The sequence below is a fragment of the uncultured Sphingomonas sp. genome (genome assembly GCF_964021865.1).
Classification (GTDB): Bacteria; Pseudomonadota; Alphaproteobacteria; order Sphingomonadales; family Sphingomonadaceae; genus Sphingomonas.
In genome coordinates this window covers 1-16271 of sequence record NZ_CAXIAM010000007.1, presented here as the reverse complement: position 1 = coordinate 16271, position 16271 = coordinate 1, and the positions used below count along the sequence as shown (strand labels likewise).

At 68.4% G+C, this 16271-nt stretch carries 14 protein-coding genes; 10 read left to right on the top strand and 4 right to left on the bottom strand.

What is annotated here, in order from left to right; genetic code table 11:
• The first annotated feature begins 15 nt into the window (after positions 1 to 15).
• The 4 genes from era (at position 16) to AADI75_RS03165 (ending at position 5333) form a co-directional block, all read left to right on the top strand.
• Entirely contained in the window at positions 16 to 891 is an 876-nt protein-coding gene (gene era / locus AADI75_RS03180) for a GTPase Era (RefSeq protein ID WP_341207658.1), read from the top strand.
• Positions 892 to 1138: 247 nt separating this feature from the next.
• The gene (locus AADI75_RS03175) at positions 1139 to 2791 is read left to right on the top strand and encodes an MFS transporter (protein WP_341207601.1); all 1653 of its coding nucleotides are present in this window, start codon (positions 1139 to 1141) and stop codon (positions 2789 to 2791) included.
• The gene (locus AADI75_RS03170) at positions 2788 to 3945 is read left to right on the top strand and encodes an HlyD family secretion protein (protein ID WP_341207600.1); all 1158 of its coding nucleotides are present in this window, start codon (positions 2788 to 2790) and stop codon (positions 3943 to 3945) included. Before AADI75_RS03175 ends, AADI75_RS03170 begins: the two co-directional genes overlap by 4 nt.
• Positions 3942 to 5333, top strand: coding sequence for an efflux transporter outer membrane subunit (locus AADI75_RS03165; protein ID WP_341207599.1), 1392 nt, complete (start codon positions 3942 to 3944; stop codon positions 5331 to 5333). The genes AADI75_RS03170 and AADI75_RS03165 overlap by 4 nt, the downstream gene beginning before the upstream one ends.
• Before the next feature lie 113 nt (positions 5334 to 5446).
• On the opposite strand, the gene AADI75_RS03160 is transcribed toward AADI75_RS03165, so the two are convergent.
• Positions 5447 to 6418, bottom strand: coding sequence for a hypothetical protein (locus AADI75_RS03160; protein WP_341207598.1), 972 nt, complete (start codon positions 6416 to 6418; stop codon positions 5447 to 5449).
• Positions 6415 to 7203, bottom strand: coding sequence for a glycosyltransferase family A protein (locus AADI75_RS03155; RefSeq protein ID WP_341207597.1), 789 nt, complete (start codon positions 7201 to 7203; stop codon positions 6415 to 6417). Before AADI75_RS03155 ends, AADI75_RS03160 begins: the two co-directional genes overlap by 4 nt.
• 58 nt (positions 7204 to 7261) lie before the next feature.
• Here AADI75_RS03155 and AADI75_RS03150 point away from each other — a divergent pair, with 58 nt between their 5' ends.
• Both AADI75_RS03150 and AADI75_RS03145 read left to right on the top strand, forming a co-directional pair.
• The gene (locus AADI75_RS03150) at positions 7262 to 8335 is read left to right on the top strand and encodes a glycosyltransferase (RefSeq protein ID WP_341207596.1); all 1074 of its coding nucleotides are present in this window, start codon (positions 7262 to 7264) and stop codon (positions 8333 to 8335) included.
• A complete protein-coding gene (locus AADI75_RS03145; RefSeq protein ID WP_341207595.1) occupies positions 8332 to 9096 on the top strand; it encodes a glycosyltransferase family 2 protein in 765 nt (254 codons plus the stop codon). The genes AADI75_RS03150 and AADI75_RS03145 overlap by 4 nt, the downstream gene beginning before the upstream one ends.
• 119 nt (positions 9097 to 9215) lie before the next feature.
• Here AADI75_RS03145 and AADI75_RS03140 read toward each other — a convergent pair whose 3' ends face one another.
• Positions 9216 to 10289 (bottom strand): NAD-dependent epimerase/dehydratase family protein, encoded by a 1074-nt coding sequence (locus tag AADI75_RS03140; RefSeq protein ID WP_341207594.1) that lies wholly within the window; start codon positions 10287 to 10289, stop codon positions 9216 to 9218.
• Positions 10290 to 10406: 117 nt separating this feature from the next.
• Between AADI75_RS03140 and clpB the strand changes: the two genes are divergently transcribed.
• Entirely contained in the window at positions 10407 to 12986 is a 2580-nt protein-coding gene (gene clpB / locus AADI75_RS03135) for an ATP-dependent chaperone ClpB (protein ID WP_341207593.1), read from the top strand.
• Positions 12987 to 13131: 145 nt separating this feature from the next.
• On the opposite strand, the gene AADI75_RS03130 is transcribed toward clpB, so the two are convergent.
• Positions 13132 to 14187, bottom strand: a complete 1056-nt coding sequence (locus tag AADI75_RS03130) for a glycosyl hydrolase (protein WP_341207592.1) — start codon at positions 14185 to 14187, stop codon at positions 13132 to 13134.
• A gap of 216 nt (positions 14188 to 14403) precedes the next feature.
• On the opposite strand from AADI75_RS03130, the gene dapB reads away from it, so the two are divergent.
• From dapB to AADI75_RS03115, 3 genes are read left to right on the top strand one after another with little or no spacing between them, the layout of a single operon-like run.
• On the top strand, positions 14404 to 15132 hold the full coding sequence (gene dapB, locus AADI75_RS03125; protein ID WP_341207591.1) for a 4-hydroxy-tetrahydrodipicolinate reductase: 729 nt from the start codon (positions 14404 to 14406) through the stop codon (positions 15130 to 15132).
• A complete protein-coding gene (gene nth, locus AADI75_RS03120) occupies positions 15129 to 15785 on the top strand; it encodes an endonuclease III (protein ID WP_341207590.1) in 657 nt (218 codons plus the stop codon). Before dapB ends, nth begins: the two co-directional genes overlap by 4 nt.
• Positions 15786 to 15787: 2 nt before the next feature.
• The gene (locus AADI75_RS03115; protein ID WP_341207589.1) at positions 15788 to 16156 is read left to right on the top strand and encodes a hypothetical protein; all 369 of its coding nucleotides are present in this window, start codon (positions 15788 to 15790) and stop codon (positions 16154 to 16156) included.
• Positions 16157 to 16271 lie beyond the last annotated feature (115 nt).

Genomic DNA, 16271 nt, shown 5'->3' with positions numbered 1-16271 from the left:
GCGCAACATTGCGGGCTGGTTGCGGTGGTCGGCGCGCCGAACGCCGGAAAGTCGACTTTGGTCAATGCCTTGGTCGGACAGAAGGTCGCGATCGTCAGCCCAAAGGCGCAGACGACGCGCACCCGGCTGATGGGCGTCGCGATCGAGGGCGAGACGCAGCTGCTGCTGGTCGACACCCCCGGCATCTTCGAGCCGAAGCGCCGCTTCGACCGCGCGATGGTCTCGGCGGCGTGGGGCGGGACCGAGGGCGCGGACGTGATCGCGCTGGTCGTCGACGGCAAGGGCGGGCTCGGCCCCAAGGTGACCGAGATCGCCGAGGCGCTGAAGGGCCGGCCCGAACCGATCTACCTCGTGCTCAACAAGGTCGATCTCGCCGACAAGCCGAAGCTGCTGCTCCACGCCGAGAAGCTGAACGCGCTGCTGCCGTTCGCAGAGACGTTCTTCATCTCCGCACAGACCGGCGACGGCGTCGCGCATTTCAAGCGCGAGCTGGCCAAGGCAATGCCGGCGGCACCGTGGCACTACCCGGCCGACCACGTCTCCGACGCGACCGAGCGTGCGATGGCCGCCGAGGTGACGCGCGAGCAATTGTACCTGCAACTTCACGCCGAACTGCCCTATGCCAGCGTCGTCGAAACCGAGAAGTTCACCGATCGTGCCGACGGCTCGACCGAGATCCACCAGCAGATCATGGTCGAGCGCACCTCGCAGCGCGCGATCGTGCTCGGCAAGGGCGGCGCGCGGATCAAGGAGATCGGTGCACGGGCGCGCGCCGAGCTGGCGGTGCTGCTCGACCGTCCGGTGCATCTGTACCTCCACGTCAAGGTCAAGCCGAACTGGGACGAGGACCGCAGCATCTACCGCGACCTCGGCCTCGACTGGGTGGAGTGACGCACGGTCATCCACCGTCGCCCCTGCGCAGGCAGGGGCCTATGTCTCTCTCCTCCGCCGCCACGTTAGCGATGGCGCGAGCCCCTCTTCGTCACCCCGGCGAAGGCCGGGGTCCAGCGCCCCGCGCAAGCAACGGCAGCGGCGCCTGCGGCGACATGGATCCCGGCCTTCGCCGGGATGACGAGAGAAGGGCAGACGCGCTCGCCCCCCTCATGACAGCGCCCTCGACCACAGGCATGTAGCTGAAATGGCGCTTTTCACCCGCCTGCGCACCGTCCTCGCCGAGGAACGCTGGGACTATGCCCCCCACGAGCGCCCGGTCATGCCCGGCTCGCCCGGCTCGCCCGACCACCCGCGCCAGCGGCAGATCGCTTATGCGCTGGTCGCGATCCTCGTCGGGCTGACCAGCGGGTTCGGCAATGCGCTGGTCAGCGCGAACACCGTCACGCTGGCGGGCGCGCTGGGGCTCGACCCGGCCGAGATCGCGTGGCTGCCGACGGTCTATGTGATGACCAACGTCAGCATCAATTTGCTGCTTATCAAGTTCCGCCAGCAATTTGGGCTGCGGCCGTTCGCGATCATCTTCCTCTCATTGTATCTGCTGCTGACGCTCGGGCATCTGTTCGTGCGCGATTTCTGGTCAGCGGTGCTGGTGCGCGCGGCGAGCGGAATGGCGGGCGCGGCGCTCAACACCTTCGCGCTCTATTATCTGATGCAGGCCTTCCCCGCCAACTGGCGGCTGCGCGCGATCGTGCTGGGGATCGGCATCCCGCAGCTCGCCACCCCGCTCGCGCGATTGTTCTCGCCCGAATTGCTGTCGATGAGCCAGTGGCGAACGCTCTATCTGTTCGAACTCGGATTGTCGGCGCTCAGCCTCGCCGCGGTGCTCGCCTTCCGCCTGCCCCCGACGACGCGGCAGAAGGCGTTCGAGAAGCTCGACTTCGTCACATTCGCGCTGTTCGCCGGGTCGATGGGGCTTTTCGCGGCAGTGCTCGGGCTCGGCCGCTACGTGTGGTGGACGCAATCGGCGTGGATCGGCTGGGCGCTGCTCGCCGCGATCCCGATGCTGGCCGCGGCGCTCATCATCGAGCATCACCGCGCCAATCCTCTACTCAACACCCGCTGGCTGGGCAGCGCCGACATCATCCGCTTCGCCGTCGTCACGTTGATGGCGCGGATCGTCCTGTCCGAACAGACCTATGGCGCGGTCGGGCTGCTGACCGTGCTGGGGCAGAACAACGACCAGCTCGTGCCGTTCTTCACGATCATCTTCCTCGCCACCGTCGCCGGCTTCGTCATCAGCGCGATCACGCTCGACCCGACCAAGCTCGCGCATCCGGTGATGCTCGCGATCGGGCTGGTCGCGGTCGCCGCCTGGGTCGATTCCTATTCGACCAGCCTCACGCGCGCGCCGCAACTCTACGCCACGCAGGCGACGATCGCCTTCGCCGGCGCGTTCTTCCTCGGCCCGTCGCTGCTGTTCGGGATGACGCGCGCGCTGCAACAGGGGGCCGGGCACGTCATCAGCTTCCTCGCCTTGTTCGGCGTCCTCAACTCGATCGGCGGGCTCGCCGGCACCGCGCTGCTCGGGACGTACCAGATCGTTCGCGAGAAGGCGAACAGCGCCGCGCTGGTCCAAGCGATCGACCCGACCGACCCGATCGTGCAGGCGCGCCTTCAGTCGGGTGCGAGCGGCGTCGCGCGCGTCGTCGGCGACCCGACCCTGCGCAGCGCCGAGGGTGGCGCGCTCCTGTCGCAGGCCGCGACGCGCGAGGCGAACGTGCTCGCTTATGACGACATGTTCCGCTTGATCGCGGTGCTGGCCGCGCTCACCTTCTTCTACCTTCTGTTCCTCCTGCTGCGCCGTTCATGGCGTGCACGCGTTCAGGCCACCGCATGACAGATACCCGTTCCCCCGTTGCCGCCGCTCCCGCCACCGAGGAGAAGGTGGCCGAGGATGCCGCCGCCGCAGCCCCTGCCCCGCCCGCCGGCTCCGGATGGCGGCCGCCCGCGCTGTCGCGCACCGCGATCGCGCTGATCCTGCTGCTCGCCCTCGCCGGGATCGCGGCGGTGCTGGCGGCATGGCGGGTGTGGCCGTTCACCACGGCGTACGAGTCGACCGACAATGCCTATGTCCGCGGCCGCACGACGGTGATCGCGCCGCAGGTGTCGGGCTATGTCACGCGCGTGCTGGTGCGCGATTTCGAGAATGTGAAGGCCGGCCAGCCGCTCGTCACGATCGACGACCGCATCTACGCGCAACGCGTCGAACAGGCGCAGGCGCAGGTCGAGAGCGCGCAAGCGACGCTCGCCAACAGCGACCAGACCGCCGCCAGCCGACAGGCATCGTTCGGCGCACAGGGCGCGGCGGTCGCCAACGCGCGCGCGCAGCTGATGCGCGCGCAGGCCGACATGAACCGCGTCAACGATCTCGTCACCGACGGCTCGGTCAGCTTGCGCGAACGCGACCAGACGCTCGCCGCGCTGCGTCAGGCGCAGGCGCAGCTCAACCAGGCCGAAGCCGCGCAGGAGATCGCACGGCAGGATATCCGCACCGTCGCGGTCGGCCGCGGCGGGCAGCAGGCCGGCGTGTCGGGCGCGCGCGCCGCGCTGCGCCTGGCGAAAATCGACCTCGCCAACACCGTGATCCGCGCGCCCGAGGCAGGTCGGTTGAGCGAGGTCGGCGTTCGCGTCGGGCAATATGTCACCGCCGGCTCGCAGCTGATGTTCCTCGTCCCGGCCGAGACGTGGGTGATTGCCAACTTCAAGGAAGCGCAGACCGCGCGGATCACGGTCGGGCAGCGCGCCAGCTTCACGGTCGACGCGCTCGCCAACGCGCGGCTCACCGGCCGCGTCGAGCGAATCTCGCCCGCCGCCGGCAGCGAGTTTGCGGTGCTCAAGTCCGACAACGCCACCGGCAATTTCACCAAGGTGCCGCAGCGGATCGCAGTGCGCATCCGCGTCGATCCCGGCCAGCGGCTCGCCGAACGGCTCCGCCCCGGCATGTCGGTGCAGGCGCGCGTCGACACCGCTGGCGTGCCCGCGCCGCAATGAGCAGGTCGCGCGCGCTGCTGCTCCCGCTGTTGCTGGCGGGATGCGCCCTGCCCGGCCCGCGCCGCGCCGCGCCTGAGAGCGCCGTGGTTGTGCCGCCCCCGGCGTGGCGCAACGCCCTGCCGGTCGGTGGCCCGGTACAGGCCGGCTGGTGGCAGGGGTTCGGGGACCCGGTGCTAACCGCGCTGGTCGAGCGCGCGCTCTCCAACAATCTCGACATCCAGACCGCCGCCGCGCGCGTTGAGGAAGCGCGCGCCGCCGAAGCACTGGCGCGCGCGCAATTGCTCCCGCAGGTCGGCGGCGCGGTCCCCGAAACGCAGGGGCAGCAGATCAGCGCGCTCGGCACCACCGCGCGCTCGGCGGCGGTGCAGCCGGGCGTCACGCTCAGCTACGACCTCGACCTGTTCGGGCGCTTGCGACAGGCGACCCGCGCAGCGCGCGCGCAATTGCTCGCCACCGAGGCGGCGGCCGATACGGTGCGGCTCGCAGTCGCCGCGACCACCGCGCAAAGCTACATCACGCTGCGGGCGCTCGACCACCGGCTCGCGATTGCGCGCGACACGCTGTCGGCGCGTGCCGAGGCGCTGCGGATCGCGCAACGGCGCTTCGAGGCCGGTTACACCTCGCGGCTCGAATACCGGCAGGCACAGGCCGAATATGCCAGCACCGCGCAGCTCGTCCCCGCCGCCGAACTGGCGATCACGCGCGCCGAAAACGCGCTGGCGCTGCTGACCGGCGACGTGCCGCGCGCGATCGACCGCGGGGTGACGCTGGAACGGCTCGCGACCCCGGCGATCCCGGACGGACTACCCGCCGATCTGCTCCGCCGCCGCCCCGATCTGTTCCAGGCCGAACAGACATTGGTCGCCGCCGACCGCTCGCTCGACAGCCAGCGCGCGGCGATGCTGCCTAATCTGTCGCTGACCGGCGCGGCGAACCTCGTGCTGTCGACCGCGCTGGCGCAGCCAGAGGTGGTGTTCTCGCTCGGCGCCAGCATCCTCGGCCCGATCTTCGACGGCGGGCGGCTGCGCGCGCAGGAACGCGGCGCGACCGCGCGGCGCGATCAGGCCGCCTTCGCCTATCGCCGCACCGCGCTGACCGCGTTCCGCGAGGTCGAGGATGCGCTGGCGGGGGTGCGCCGCACCGGCGAACAGGCGCAGGCGTTATCGGATCAGGTCGCCGCCTCGCGCGGCGCGCTCCAGAATGCGACCAATCGCTACCGGGCGGGCTATTCGAGCTATATCGAGCAACTCGACGCGCAACGCACGCTGCTGACCGCTGAACTGTCGCTGGCGCAGGCGCGCGCCGACCGCCTCAACAGCTATGTCGCATTGTATCAGGCGATGGGCGGCGGCTGGACCCGCGCCGATGTGGCCGCAGTGGAGCGGTGAGGGACCCTTTTCGTCATTCCCGCGAAGGCGGGAATCCAGACGCGCAGGTCTTCGTGGTAGCCAGAAACGTCAGAGGTTCTGGATTCCCGCCTTCGCGGGAATGACGGCAAAACTCACGGCACGCCCGCGATCTTGTCCTCATCCTCTTTACCGACGTCAGCGTTTTCCACCATCGGCGGCTGCTTCGACAGCGACGTCAGCAGGTAGAAAACCAGATTGCTCCCCTGCGTCAGCGCGCCGCCCGCCAGCAACAGCCCCGCCATTGCCTCGCGCGGCCCCTGGATCGTTCCGCTCATCTCCAGCGCGGCGCTGAGGAACAAGAGGTCGCGGTTCGGCACGATCGGCAGGCGCGAGATCACCATCTGCGCGGTCAGAAACACCAGCCACACGCTCCACGGTTCCTGCGGCAGCACCACCGCCCATTGCGTCGCCTGCAACAACACCACCGCGACGATCCGCGCGACATGCACCCCCAGCACCTTGCCCGCCTGCGGCAACGGCATCGCGATCAACTGCCGACGCAGGCGGAACAGCAACGGCGCAAGGAACACCGCCCCGACCAGCCCCGCGATCACCAGCGCCGGACCCGGATCGAGCCACGCCGCGATCCGCCGCCCATTGCCCGCCGCCGCAAAGCCGATCAGCAGCAGCAGCGTGACCAGCCCGGAGGACACCGCGGACAGGATCGCATTGTCCTTCAGCCCGATTGCGATCACGCGCTTCGACAGGCCGATCGTGCGCCGCAGCCAGACGAACAGGTAGAGTTCGCCCGAGTAACCGACCAACGCGCTGTTATAGACGCGCTTGCGGATCAGCACCGGGAACGCGCCGGGCAGCGGCCGCGCAAAGATCGTGCGGAACACGATCGTCTCCGACGCGGGCAGCACCAGAAAGGTGACAATGAACAACAGGTAGAACAGCGGATTGGTCGGCAGCGACCGGACCACCTGCGTCCAGCCGATCGCACGCACCTTCAGCACCATCCACGCGATCATGCCGGCGAAGAACGCCCAACGCAGCACCTTGCCCGCGACGCGCACCCACGGGCGCTCCGCAAGCGTGCGCCAGCGCTCGGCTGCGCTCAAAACAACCCCAGCGCGCGCGACTGCGCGACATAGGTGTCGAACGCGGCCTGCTGGTCGGGCGTAAGCCGGAAGGCGGAATAGTGCGCGGTCGTCCCGGTCAGTTGTCGCAGCCGCCATTCGACGATCTGCATCGGGCGCAGCGCCAGCCGACGCTCGAAATGCCCGCGATCCCAGGTGTTGTTGCCGTGGAAGCAGCGGATCAGCAGATGCGCCTCCGCCTTGGGGATCAGTGCGGTGCCCAGCCGCAGCCACGCGTCGCGGAACGTGCTGTCCTCGCCCTTCCGCTCGCTGGGATAGCGGATGTCGTCGCGGCGGCGGTGGACGATCGTGCTCGGCGCACCACCCTGAAACCAGCTGAGATATGGGCGATCCAGCCACGCGGGATCGTCGAGGTGCATCAGCGTCGCCTCGCCCCACACCGCCGCCTTGTCGCCCAGCGTCTCGAACGAACGCGACAGCCGGCGCGGCGCAAACCAGTCGTCGTCGTCCCAATGCGCCATCAGGTCGCCGCGCGCGAGATCGAGCGACAGGTTGCGCAGCTCGCCCAGCGTCGTCGCCGGGTTCTTCGGCAACCGGTGATGCAGCACGCGATCGGCGGGAATACCGCGCAGGATCGGCGCATAATCCTCTTCGCCATCGTCGACGATCACCAACTCGCGGTTGGGGTAGTCCTGCGCCAGGAAACAATCGACCGACCGCTCCGCCAGCTTGCGGCGGTTGGCGGTGACCATCAGGCACGAGATACGCGGCCCGTCGTCCGCAAAAGGCATGGGAGAGTTGTTCACGTCGTCGGCTACCTAGGCAGGGCGGGCCGGCACTGGTACGGCGGGAACGGAACGCCGCATGACACGCCAGACGACACGCATAATCTTCGTCCTTACCTATCCGGCCTATCACAGCGTCGCCGATCCGGCGGAGTGGCTACGCTGGGACAATCGCGACCGGCGGATGCCCGCGCTCCTAGCCGCGCTGGGCGCCGATGTCGAGTTGTGGGGCGTGGGGGTGGCGGCGGAAGAGCATGTCTCCGCCCCCGCGTTCGGCGCGCCCTATCGCATCCGCCTGTTCGAGCGGGCCGGCGGCGGGGCGAAATCGCGCAACCATTTCAGCGACGCGATGGTGGCCGCGGCGCGCAGCGATCCGGCGGACCTGTTCGTGCTGATCGGCACCAACGGCGGCGCGGGCTACCGCCTGTTCGACCGCGCGCTGCGCCCCGACAAGCGGCCGTTCGCGCTCATCATCGGCGGCGATTACTGGAGCCGGCTGGTCCCGCACGCGCGTCTGCTGTTCACCGAATGCGCGTTGCAGGAGGAAGCGCTGGCCGCCGGCGGCTGGTTCCGCCCGCGCATCCCGCGCGAACGGATGGCGCGGCTGCCCAAGACGATCGACACCGGCCTGTTCCGCCCCATCGAGGCGGAGCGCCGCTGGGACGTGCTGTCGGTCAGCCGCGTGACCCGCTGGAAGAGCTTCGCCGAGATCGGGATGCTGTCGCGCGCGCACCGCGTTGCGGTGGCGGGTGGCGGGCCGGATGCGGCGCGGATGGCGCGGCGCTATCCGGCGATCGACTGGCTGGGGCATCGTCGCCATGCCGAGATACCGGAGTTGCTCGCGCAGGCCGGGCTGTATTTCCACGCCGGGCGCCGCGACTATTTCCCGCGCGCGATCCCCGAGGCGATGGCATGCGGGCGGCCGGTGGTCGGCTTCGCAGATCGGTTGGGAGCGGACGTGATCCCCCCCGATTGCGGGCTGCGCGTCACGGAGCGCGACTTCCGCCCGCTGGTCGCCGCCTTGCTGCGCGATCCCGTCCGCATGGTGCAGCTGGGAAATGCCGCGCGCGCGCACGTCGTGGCGACGCACGGGTTGCGCTCCAGCGAGGCGGCGTGCCGCACCTTGCTGCGCCTCGCGGAGACGACGGCATGAAGTGGACGTTCGTCATCGCCTATTTCAACGAGGCGGATTATCTCGCCGCGACGCTCGACAGCCTCGGCGCGCAGACCCGCAAGCCGTTCAGGCTGATCCTGGTCGACAATGGCTCGACCGATGGCTCGGCCGCACTCGCGCGCGCCACGACGCTGCCGGACGTCGAGATCGTGCACCTGAGCGAGACGCGTCCCGGCAAGATCTTCGCATTGGAAACCGCGATGCCGCATCTCGCGACCGAGTTCGTCGCATTCGGCGATGCGGATACCTATTACCCGCCCGACTATCTCGCGATTGCCGAAGCCAATTACAGTGCGACCGACGTGGTCGCGGTGATGGCGACCGACGTACCGCCCGACGCCGCCAAGGCGCTGCGCAAGCGCCGTCACAACCGTATCGCGAGCTGGCTGTGGCCCAAGCAGACGCACACGGGCGGGTTCGGACAGACCTTCCGCACCGCCGCGCTGGTGGCGGCTGGGGGGTATGCCGAACGCCACTGGTCCTATGTGCTGATGGACCATGAGATCATGCAGCGGGTCGTGAAGCAGGGCCGCGCCGTCTATCCGTTCGACCTGTGGTGCATCCCCTCGGAGCGCCGCACCGACCGCACCCGCGTCCGCTGGACGCTGCCCGAACGGCTGCTCTACCATTTCACGCCGGACTCGGCGAAGGACTGGTATTTCTACCGCTTTCTCGGCCCTCGGTTAGACGCCCGCAAGCTCGGCCACCTGAACCTGCGCGAGAAGACGTGGAAGACGTGACGCCGCCCTTCCGTCATTCCCGCGCAGGCGGGAATCCAGACGCGCCGGTCCGGCGATAGAGCCGCAACGTCAGAGGTTCTGGATTCCCGCCTGCGCGGGAATGACGGAGGGAGGAATGATCACTCCGGCTCCACACCCCGCGCCAGCCGCGACCGCGCGTAATCCAGCGCGCGCCCGATCCCCGCATCCAGCGAGATCGTCTGCGCCCACCCCAGTTCGTCGCGGATCCGTGACGCATCGGAGTAACGCTCCGCCACCCCGACCGGCTTGCCCGCGGTGCCCAGCACCGGCGCGTCATAGCCCTCGATCGCCACCATCCGCCCGGCGAGATCGAGGAAGCTGGTCGCCTTCCCCGATCCGATGTTGAACGCCCGCGCGTCGCTCACCCCGCGACACACCAGCAGGCACGCCGCACACGCATCGTCGATATGCACGAAGTCGCGCGTCTGGTGCCCCGATCCCCACACCCGCACCGGATCGCGCTGCGCGGCGACCCGCAACGCGATCGCCGGAAACGGATAGACCACGTCCTGATCCTCGCCATAGCCCGAGAACGGCCGCACCACCCCGACGCTCAGCCCGTATTTCTCGTGCGCGATCCGCCCGAGATATTCGCCGGTCAGCTTGCTCCAGCCATAGGTGTAATCGGGCAGCCCCAGCCGCTTCTCGAACGAGATATCGTCCTCGTGCAGCGCGCGACTCTCGCCGGCTTCCTGCAAATCGATCGGATAGGCCGCGCTGGACGACGCATAGAGGATGCGCTCCGGCCGCGCGACCTTCGCCGACCACAGGAAGAAGGTGCTGTCGATCGCCAGATCGATCCCGACCGCCAGTGGATCGTTGTCGATCACGTTGCGCCCGCCGACCACGCTGGCGAGGTGATAGACCTCGTCGAACGCCGGCAGCCTGGCAAGCCCCAGCGACGGCGTCATCCCCATTTCCGCCTGCGCCACTGCGACGAAGTCGGCGCGGATGAAGCGCACCACCGCCTCATGCCCGACGACCTCGTGGAACGCGACACCTCCTTCTTCGCCGACGTGGCGAAGCTGCGGCACTTCCCAATCAGCCGGCGCCTTGCCGGTCGAAAGATCGTCGATGATCCACACCTCGGCGCCGCCCTCTGCGGCCAGCTTGGCGACCAGATGGCGCCCCACGAACCCACAGCCCCCGGTCACCAGAACACGACGCGCCACTTCTGCCTCCATGCTTGCGGCGCTCGCGGTGCCATCCTAGCTTCGGTGGCGCAACCCACCCCCTTGTGTTGCTCAAAGGCAACACCATCTGACACCCAAGAGAAACAGGGCTTACAGATGAACCTAGAGAAATTCACCGACCGCGCACGCGGCTTCCTGCAATCCGCACAGACCGTCGCCATCCGCATGAGCCATCAGCAGATCGCCCCCGAGCATCTGCTCAAGGCGCTGCTGGAGGACGAACAGGGCATGGCCGCCGGCCTCATCACCGCTGCGGGTGGCGACCCACGCCGCGCGGTGAGCGAAACCGACGCCGCACTCGCGAAGATCCCGTCGGTCAGCGGATCGGGTGCGCAGAACCAGCCCGGCTTGTCGGCCGACGCGGTGCGCGTGCTCGATCAGGCCGAGCAGATCGCGCAAAAGTCCGGCGACAGCTATGTCACGGTCGAACGGCTGCTCGTCGCGCTCGCGCTCAGCCTCAACACCGCGGCGGGCAAGGCGCTCAAGACCGCCAACGCCACGCCCGAGGCGCTCAACGCCGCGATCGCGCAATTGCGCGGCGGCCGCACCGCCGACACCGCCAGCGCCGAGGATCGCTACGACGCGCTCAAGAAGTTCGCGCGCGACCTGACGCAGGCGGCGCGCGACGGCAAGCTCGACCCCGTGATCGGCCGCGACGAGGAAATCCGCCGCACGATCCAGGTGCTCGCGCGCCGCACCAAGAACAATCCGGTGCTGATCGGCGAGCCGGGCGTCGGCAAGACCGCGATCGTCGAGGGGCTCGCGCTGCGCATCGCCAACGGCGACGTGCCTGACGGGCTCAAGGACAAGACGCTGATGGCGCTCGACATGGGCGCGCTGATCGCGGGTGCGAAATATCGTGGCGAGTTCGAGGAGCGGCTGAAGGGCGTCATCGACGAGGTCAAGCAGGCCGATGGCGACATCATCCTGTTCATCGACGAGATGCACACGCTGATCGGAGCGGGCAAATCCGAAGGCGCGATGGATGCCGGCAACCTGCTCAAGCCCGCTCTGGCGCGCGGCGAGCTGCATTGCGTCGGTGCGACCACGCTCGACGAATATCGCAAGCATGTCGAGAAGGATCCGGCGCTGCAACGCCGCTTCCAGCCGGTGTTCGTCGGCGAGCCGACCGTCGAGGATACGATCAGCATCCTGCGCGGGCTTAAGGAGAAGTACGAACTTCACCACGGCGTGCGGATCACCGACGGCGCGCTGGTGTCGGCGGCGACGCTCAGCAACCGCTACATCACCGATCGCTTTTTGCCCGACAAGGCGATCGACCTCATGGACGAGGCTGCGAGCCGGCTGCGGATGGAGGTGGAGAGCAAGCCCGAGGAGATCGAGACGCTCGACCGCCGCATCCTGCGCCTCAAGATCGAGCGCGAGGGGCTGAAGCGCGAGACCGACGCCGCGTCGCTCGACCGGCTCGAGACGCTGGAGGGCGAACTCGCCAATCTCGAACAGCAATCCGCCGAACTGACGACGCGCTGGCAGGCCGAGAAGGACAAGATCGCGGGCGAGGCGAAGCTGAAGGAACAGCTCGACGCCGCGCGGCTCGAACTCGAACAGGCGCAACGGCAGGGCGATCTCGCCAAAGCGGGCGAGCTGTCTTACGGGCGCATCCCCGCGCTCGAAAAGCAGCTCGCCGAGGCGGCTGGTGCGACGCAGGGCGCGATGCTTCGCGAGGAAGTCACCGCCGACGACATCGCCGGCGTCGTCAGCCGCTGGACCGGGGTGCCGGTCGAGCGGATGCTGGAGGGCGAGCGCGACAAGCTGCTGCGCATGGAGGAGGTGCTCGGCAAGCGCGTGATCGGCCAGGCCGATGCGGTGCGCGCCGTCTCCACCGCGGTGCGTCGCGCGCGCGCCGGCTTGCAGGACCCGAACCGGCCGCTGGGCAGCTTCCTGTTCCTCGGGCCGACCGGCGTCGGCAAGACCGAGCTGACCAAGGCGCTCGCCGAATTCCTGTTCGACGATCCCAATGCGATGGTGCGCATCGACATGAGCGAGTTCATGGAGAAGCACGCGGTCGCGCGGCTGATCGGCGCGCCTCCAGGCTATGTCGGCTATGAGGAAGGCGGCGTGCTGACCGAGGCGGTGCGGCGCCGGCCCTATCAGGTCGTGCTGTTCGACGAGGTCGAGAAGGCGCATGGCGACGTGTTCAACGTGCTGTTGCAGGTGCTCGACGACGGTCGGCTGACCGATGGTCAGGGGCGCACGGTCGATTTCTCGAACACGCTCATTATCCTCACCTCGAACCTCGGCAGCCAGTATCTGGCGAACATGCCCGACGACGCGGCGGTGGAGAGTGTCGAGCCGCAGGTGATGGAGGTGGTGCGCGCGCATTTCCGGCCGGAATTCCTCAACCGGCTCGACGAGATCATCCTGTTCCACCGGCTGGGGCAGTCGCACATGGGGCCGATCGTCGACATCCAGGTCGGGCGCGTTGGCAAGCTGCTCGCCGACCGCAAGGTAACGCTCGACCTGACGGATGCGGCGCGCGCGTGGCTCGGGCGGGTCGGCTATGATCCGGTCTATGGCGCGCGCCCGCTGAAGCGTGCGGTGCAGCGCCACCTGCAGGACCCGCTCGCCGAGCTGATCCTGCGTGGCGAGGTGAAGGACGGCGCGACCGTCCATGTCGACGAAGGCGACGGCAAGCTGGCGCTGTCGGTCGACTGACCGGAGTCAAAGCCACTCCCGTCATCCCGGACTTGATCCGGGATCCCGCTTCTTAGCTTCCGTCGCGCAGAAGCGGGGCCCCGGATCAAGGCTCTCCTGAGCTTGTCGAAGGATCCGGGGCGACGGGAACGGCGGTGGCTTGAGCCTACTTCAGCACCAGCGCCCGATATGCGGTGCTGACCGCCGGATATTGATTGTCGCTCAGCTTGCCCGGATAGGCCGCGTTCGAATTCCAGTAAGACGCATAGACGATGTTGTGCGTCGCGAACCAGTCGCCCACCGCCTTAACATAGCTGGCGTCGGAATTCTTGCTGACGCCCCATTCGGCGTAAGCGGTCGGCTTTTTGTGCCGTTTGGCAAACGCCTGATGCCACGCCAGCCCGTATTTTTCGTCACGGTGATACGCGAACGCCTTCGCGCCGTCCGCCGGATCCCACTGATGATTATAGTAGAAATCCATACCGATGATGTCGACCACGTCGTCGCCCGGATAGGCGTTCTCGGGGTTCATCCCCAGATCGCCGTTGTTCGGCGTCCATTCGAACACGAAGCGCTTGGAAACGCTGCGGAAGCTGGCGACGAACTGCCGATAGGCGGCGCGATATTGCGCTTCCTTGCCCTTGGCGGCCCAGGGCTGCCAGTCACCGTTGAACTCCCAGCCGGTCCGCACGTAGATCTTGCCGGCGTTGGGATAGCCCTGCGCCAGCGTCCGTGCCGCCGCGACATAATTGGCGTTGTACTTGCCCGCGCCTGCGTCGGCCAGCGTCGCGCCCTGCGCGATCAAGGGGATGGTCCAGTAGATGGGGCGGTCGACGCCCTTCCACAGCCCGACGAGCCAGCCGATCGAGCTGCCCCAGTCGACCCAGCCGGCGCGTCCGGTGTGCAACTGCACGCCATCGGTGCGCTTACCGAGCCATAGCTCGTACGCGACGAGATCGGCAGGATAATTGCCGATATACACCGCCTTCTTGTACGCGGTGGTCGTGGCCGCCGCTGGAGTCGCGACGACCGCCGCTGCGGCGGCCTTGGCGGCGGGGGGCGAGGCCGTGGGCGTCGGCTTCGGTGCGACCGTCGCTCCCGCGGCGACCACCGTCACCGGCGTGGTTGTGGGAGCCGTGCTCCCGCCCGCTGTACTCACCGCGGCCGCAGCCGCCAACGACGCACCGGCGGCCATTGCCCCGGCGACAAACTGCTTCTTCATGACGACCCCTCGCTTTGATGATCGAGGAATAGCGCCGCCGCATGACGCCAGCATAAACGGGTATGACGGACGTGCCATGAACCGTCGCAGCGCAGCGCCGTCCCGCCGCATCCGGCGGCGGCCGGATGCGGGAAAAGTTCGCCTCGCCCCCTGCCCCGCCGCATCGTTTCGTGCGAAGAGGAATTGTCTGACACAATCCCTATCGAGTGATCCCGCATGACCAGCATCGGCATCTATGGCAGCAACGGCCGCATGGGCCGCGCGATCGCCACGATCGCCGCCGGCGAAGGCGTGACGGTCGCCGGCGGCGGCGATGCCGGCAGCGATCCGTTCCCGATCGCGCACGCCGCCGATGTTCTGGTCGATTTTTCGACACCGGCTGCGCTCGAAACGCATTTGGCGGCGGCAATTTCGGCCCGCACGCCGATCGTGATCGGCACCACCGGGCTGCTCGCGACGCACCAAACGCTCATCGAACGTGCCGCAGAGACGATTGCAGTGCTCCAGACCGGCAATACCTCGCTCGGCGTGACGCTGTTGAGCGTCCTGGTGCGCGAGGCCGCGGCGCGGCTCGGCGCCGATTGGGACATTGAAATCACGGAAATGCACCACCGCCATAAGGTCGATGCCCCATCCGGCACCGCGCTGCTGCTCGGCGAGGCGGCGGCGACCGGGCGCAACACGCGGCTGCCCGAGGTCCGCGTCGACAGCCGCGCCGGGCTGGTCGGTGCGCGCAGTGACGGCACGATCGGCTTCGCGTCCTTGCGCGGCGGATCGGTGGTTGGCGACCATAACGTCATTTTCGCCGGCGAGGGCGAGCGGATCGAGATCGGCCATCGCGCAGACGACCGCACCATCTTCGCGCGCGGTGCCGTGAAGGCGGCGCTGTGGCTCGCCGGCCGCGCACCGGGCCGCTACGCGATGGCCGAGGTGCTCGGGCTTTGAAGAAGGCCGACGTCGTCGAATTCTACCGACGCCTTGCCGAAGCCAATCCGCATCCCGAAACCGAGCTGGAATCGGTCAACGACTACACGCTGTTGGTCGCGGTCGTGCTCTCCGCGCAGGCGACCGACGCCGGGGTGAACAAGGCGACCCGCGCGCTGTTCGCCGCGGTCGACACGCCGCAGAAGATGCTCGACCTCGGGCTCGACGGGCTCAAGCAGCACATTCGCACGATCGGGCTGTTCAATACCAAAGCCAAGAACGTCATCGCGCTGTCGCAGGCGCTGATTGACGATCACGGCGGCGGCGTCCCCGACAATCGCGAGGCGCTGGAAAATCTGCCGGGCGTCGGGCGCAAGACCGCCAACGTCGTCATGAACGTCGCGTTCGGCGCGGAAACGTTCGCGGTCGACACGCACATCTTCCGCGTCGGCAATCGCACCGGGCTCGCGAAAGGCAAGACGGTCCTCGCGGTCGAGAAGCGACTCGACGCGGCGACCCCCGCGCCGTTCCGCGTCCACGCACATCACTGGCTGATCCTCCACGGGCGCTACGTCTGCAAGGCGCGGCGGCCGGAATGCTGGCGCTGCATCGTCGCGGACCTTTGTGCGTTCAAGCCCAAGACCCCGCCCCAACCCGCGCGCACCAAGGAGTGACGATGCGCCCGCTGATCGTTGCCGCCGTGCTGATCGCCGCCGCCCCGGCGCTGGCCCGCGACCGCGCTGCCGACGCACCGCCCGCCACGCCGATAGGGCCGTCGCGCACCTGCCTGCCGCTGTCATCGATCGAGGAAACGCTCGTCCGCAGCGACCGGGTAATCGATTTCCGCACGATCGGCCGCCGGCTATACCGCGTCACCTTGCCGCAACGCTGCCCCGGCCTCGGCAGCGAACGTCGCTTCGGCTATGCGACATCGATCGGGCAATTGTGCGCGCAGGATCTGATCACGGTCCTCTACGCGAGCGGCCCGGTGCGTGGCGCAAGCTGCGGCCTGGCGCCCTTCCAGCCGGTGGCGCTCACGCGCTGACGAATTTCGCTGTCGAAACGGGTAGCGCCGCGCGTCGACCCCTGCTAGGCGAACCGAACCGGCACCCGTAGCTCAGCTGGATAGAGCGCTGCCCTCCGAAGGCAGAGGCCACAGG

Excerpts from the sequence above, each read along its gene's own strand:
- AADI75_RS03175 (WP_341207601.1), top strand. The coding sequence starts at position 1,139 with ATGGCGCTTTTCACCCGCCTGCGCACCGTCCTCGCCGAGGAACGCTGG.
- AADI75_RS03170 (WP_341207600.1), top strand. The coding sequence starts at position 2,788 with ATGACAGATACCCGTTCCCCCGTTGCCGCCGCTCCCGCCACCGAGGAG.
- AADI75_RS03165 (WP_341207599.1), top strand. The coding sequence starts at position 3,942 with ATGAGCAGGTCGCGCGCGCTGCTGCTCCCGCTGTTGCTGGCGGGATGC.
- AADI75_RS03150 (WP_341207596.1), top strand. The coding sequence starts at position 7,262 with ATGACACGCCAGACGACACGCATAATCTTCGTCCTTACCTATCCGGCC.
- AADI75_RS03145 (WP_341207595.1), top strand. The coding sequence starts at position 8,332 with ATGAAGTGGACGTTCGTCATCGCCTATTTCAACGAGGCGGATTATCTC.
- clpB (WP_341207593.1), top strand. The coding sequence starts at position 10,407 with ATGAACCTAGAGAAATTCACCGACCGCGCACGCGGCTTCCTGCAATCC.
- AADI75_RS03130 (WP_341207592.1), bottom strand. The coding sequence starts at position 14,187 with ATGAAGAAGCAGTTTGTCGCCGGGGCAATGGCCGCCGGTGCGTCGTTG.
- dapB (WP_341207591.1), top strand. The coding sequence starts at position 14,404 with ATGACCAGCATCGGCATCTATGGCAGCAACGGCCGCATGGGCCGCGCG.
- AADI75_RS03115 (WP_341207589.1), top strand. The coding sequence starts at position 15,788 with ATGCGCCCGCTGATCGTTGCCGCCGTGCTGATCGCCGCCGCCCCGGCG.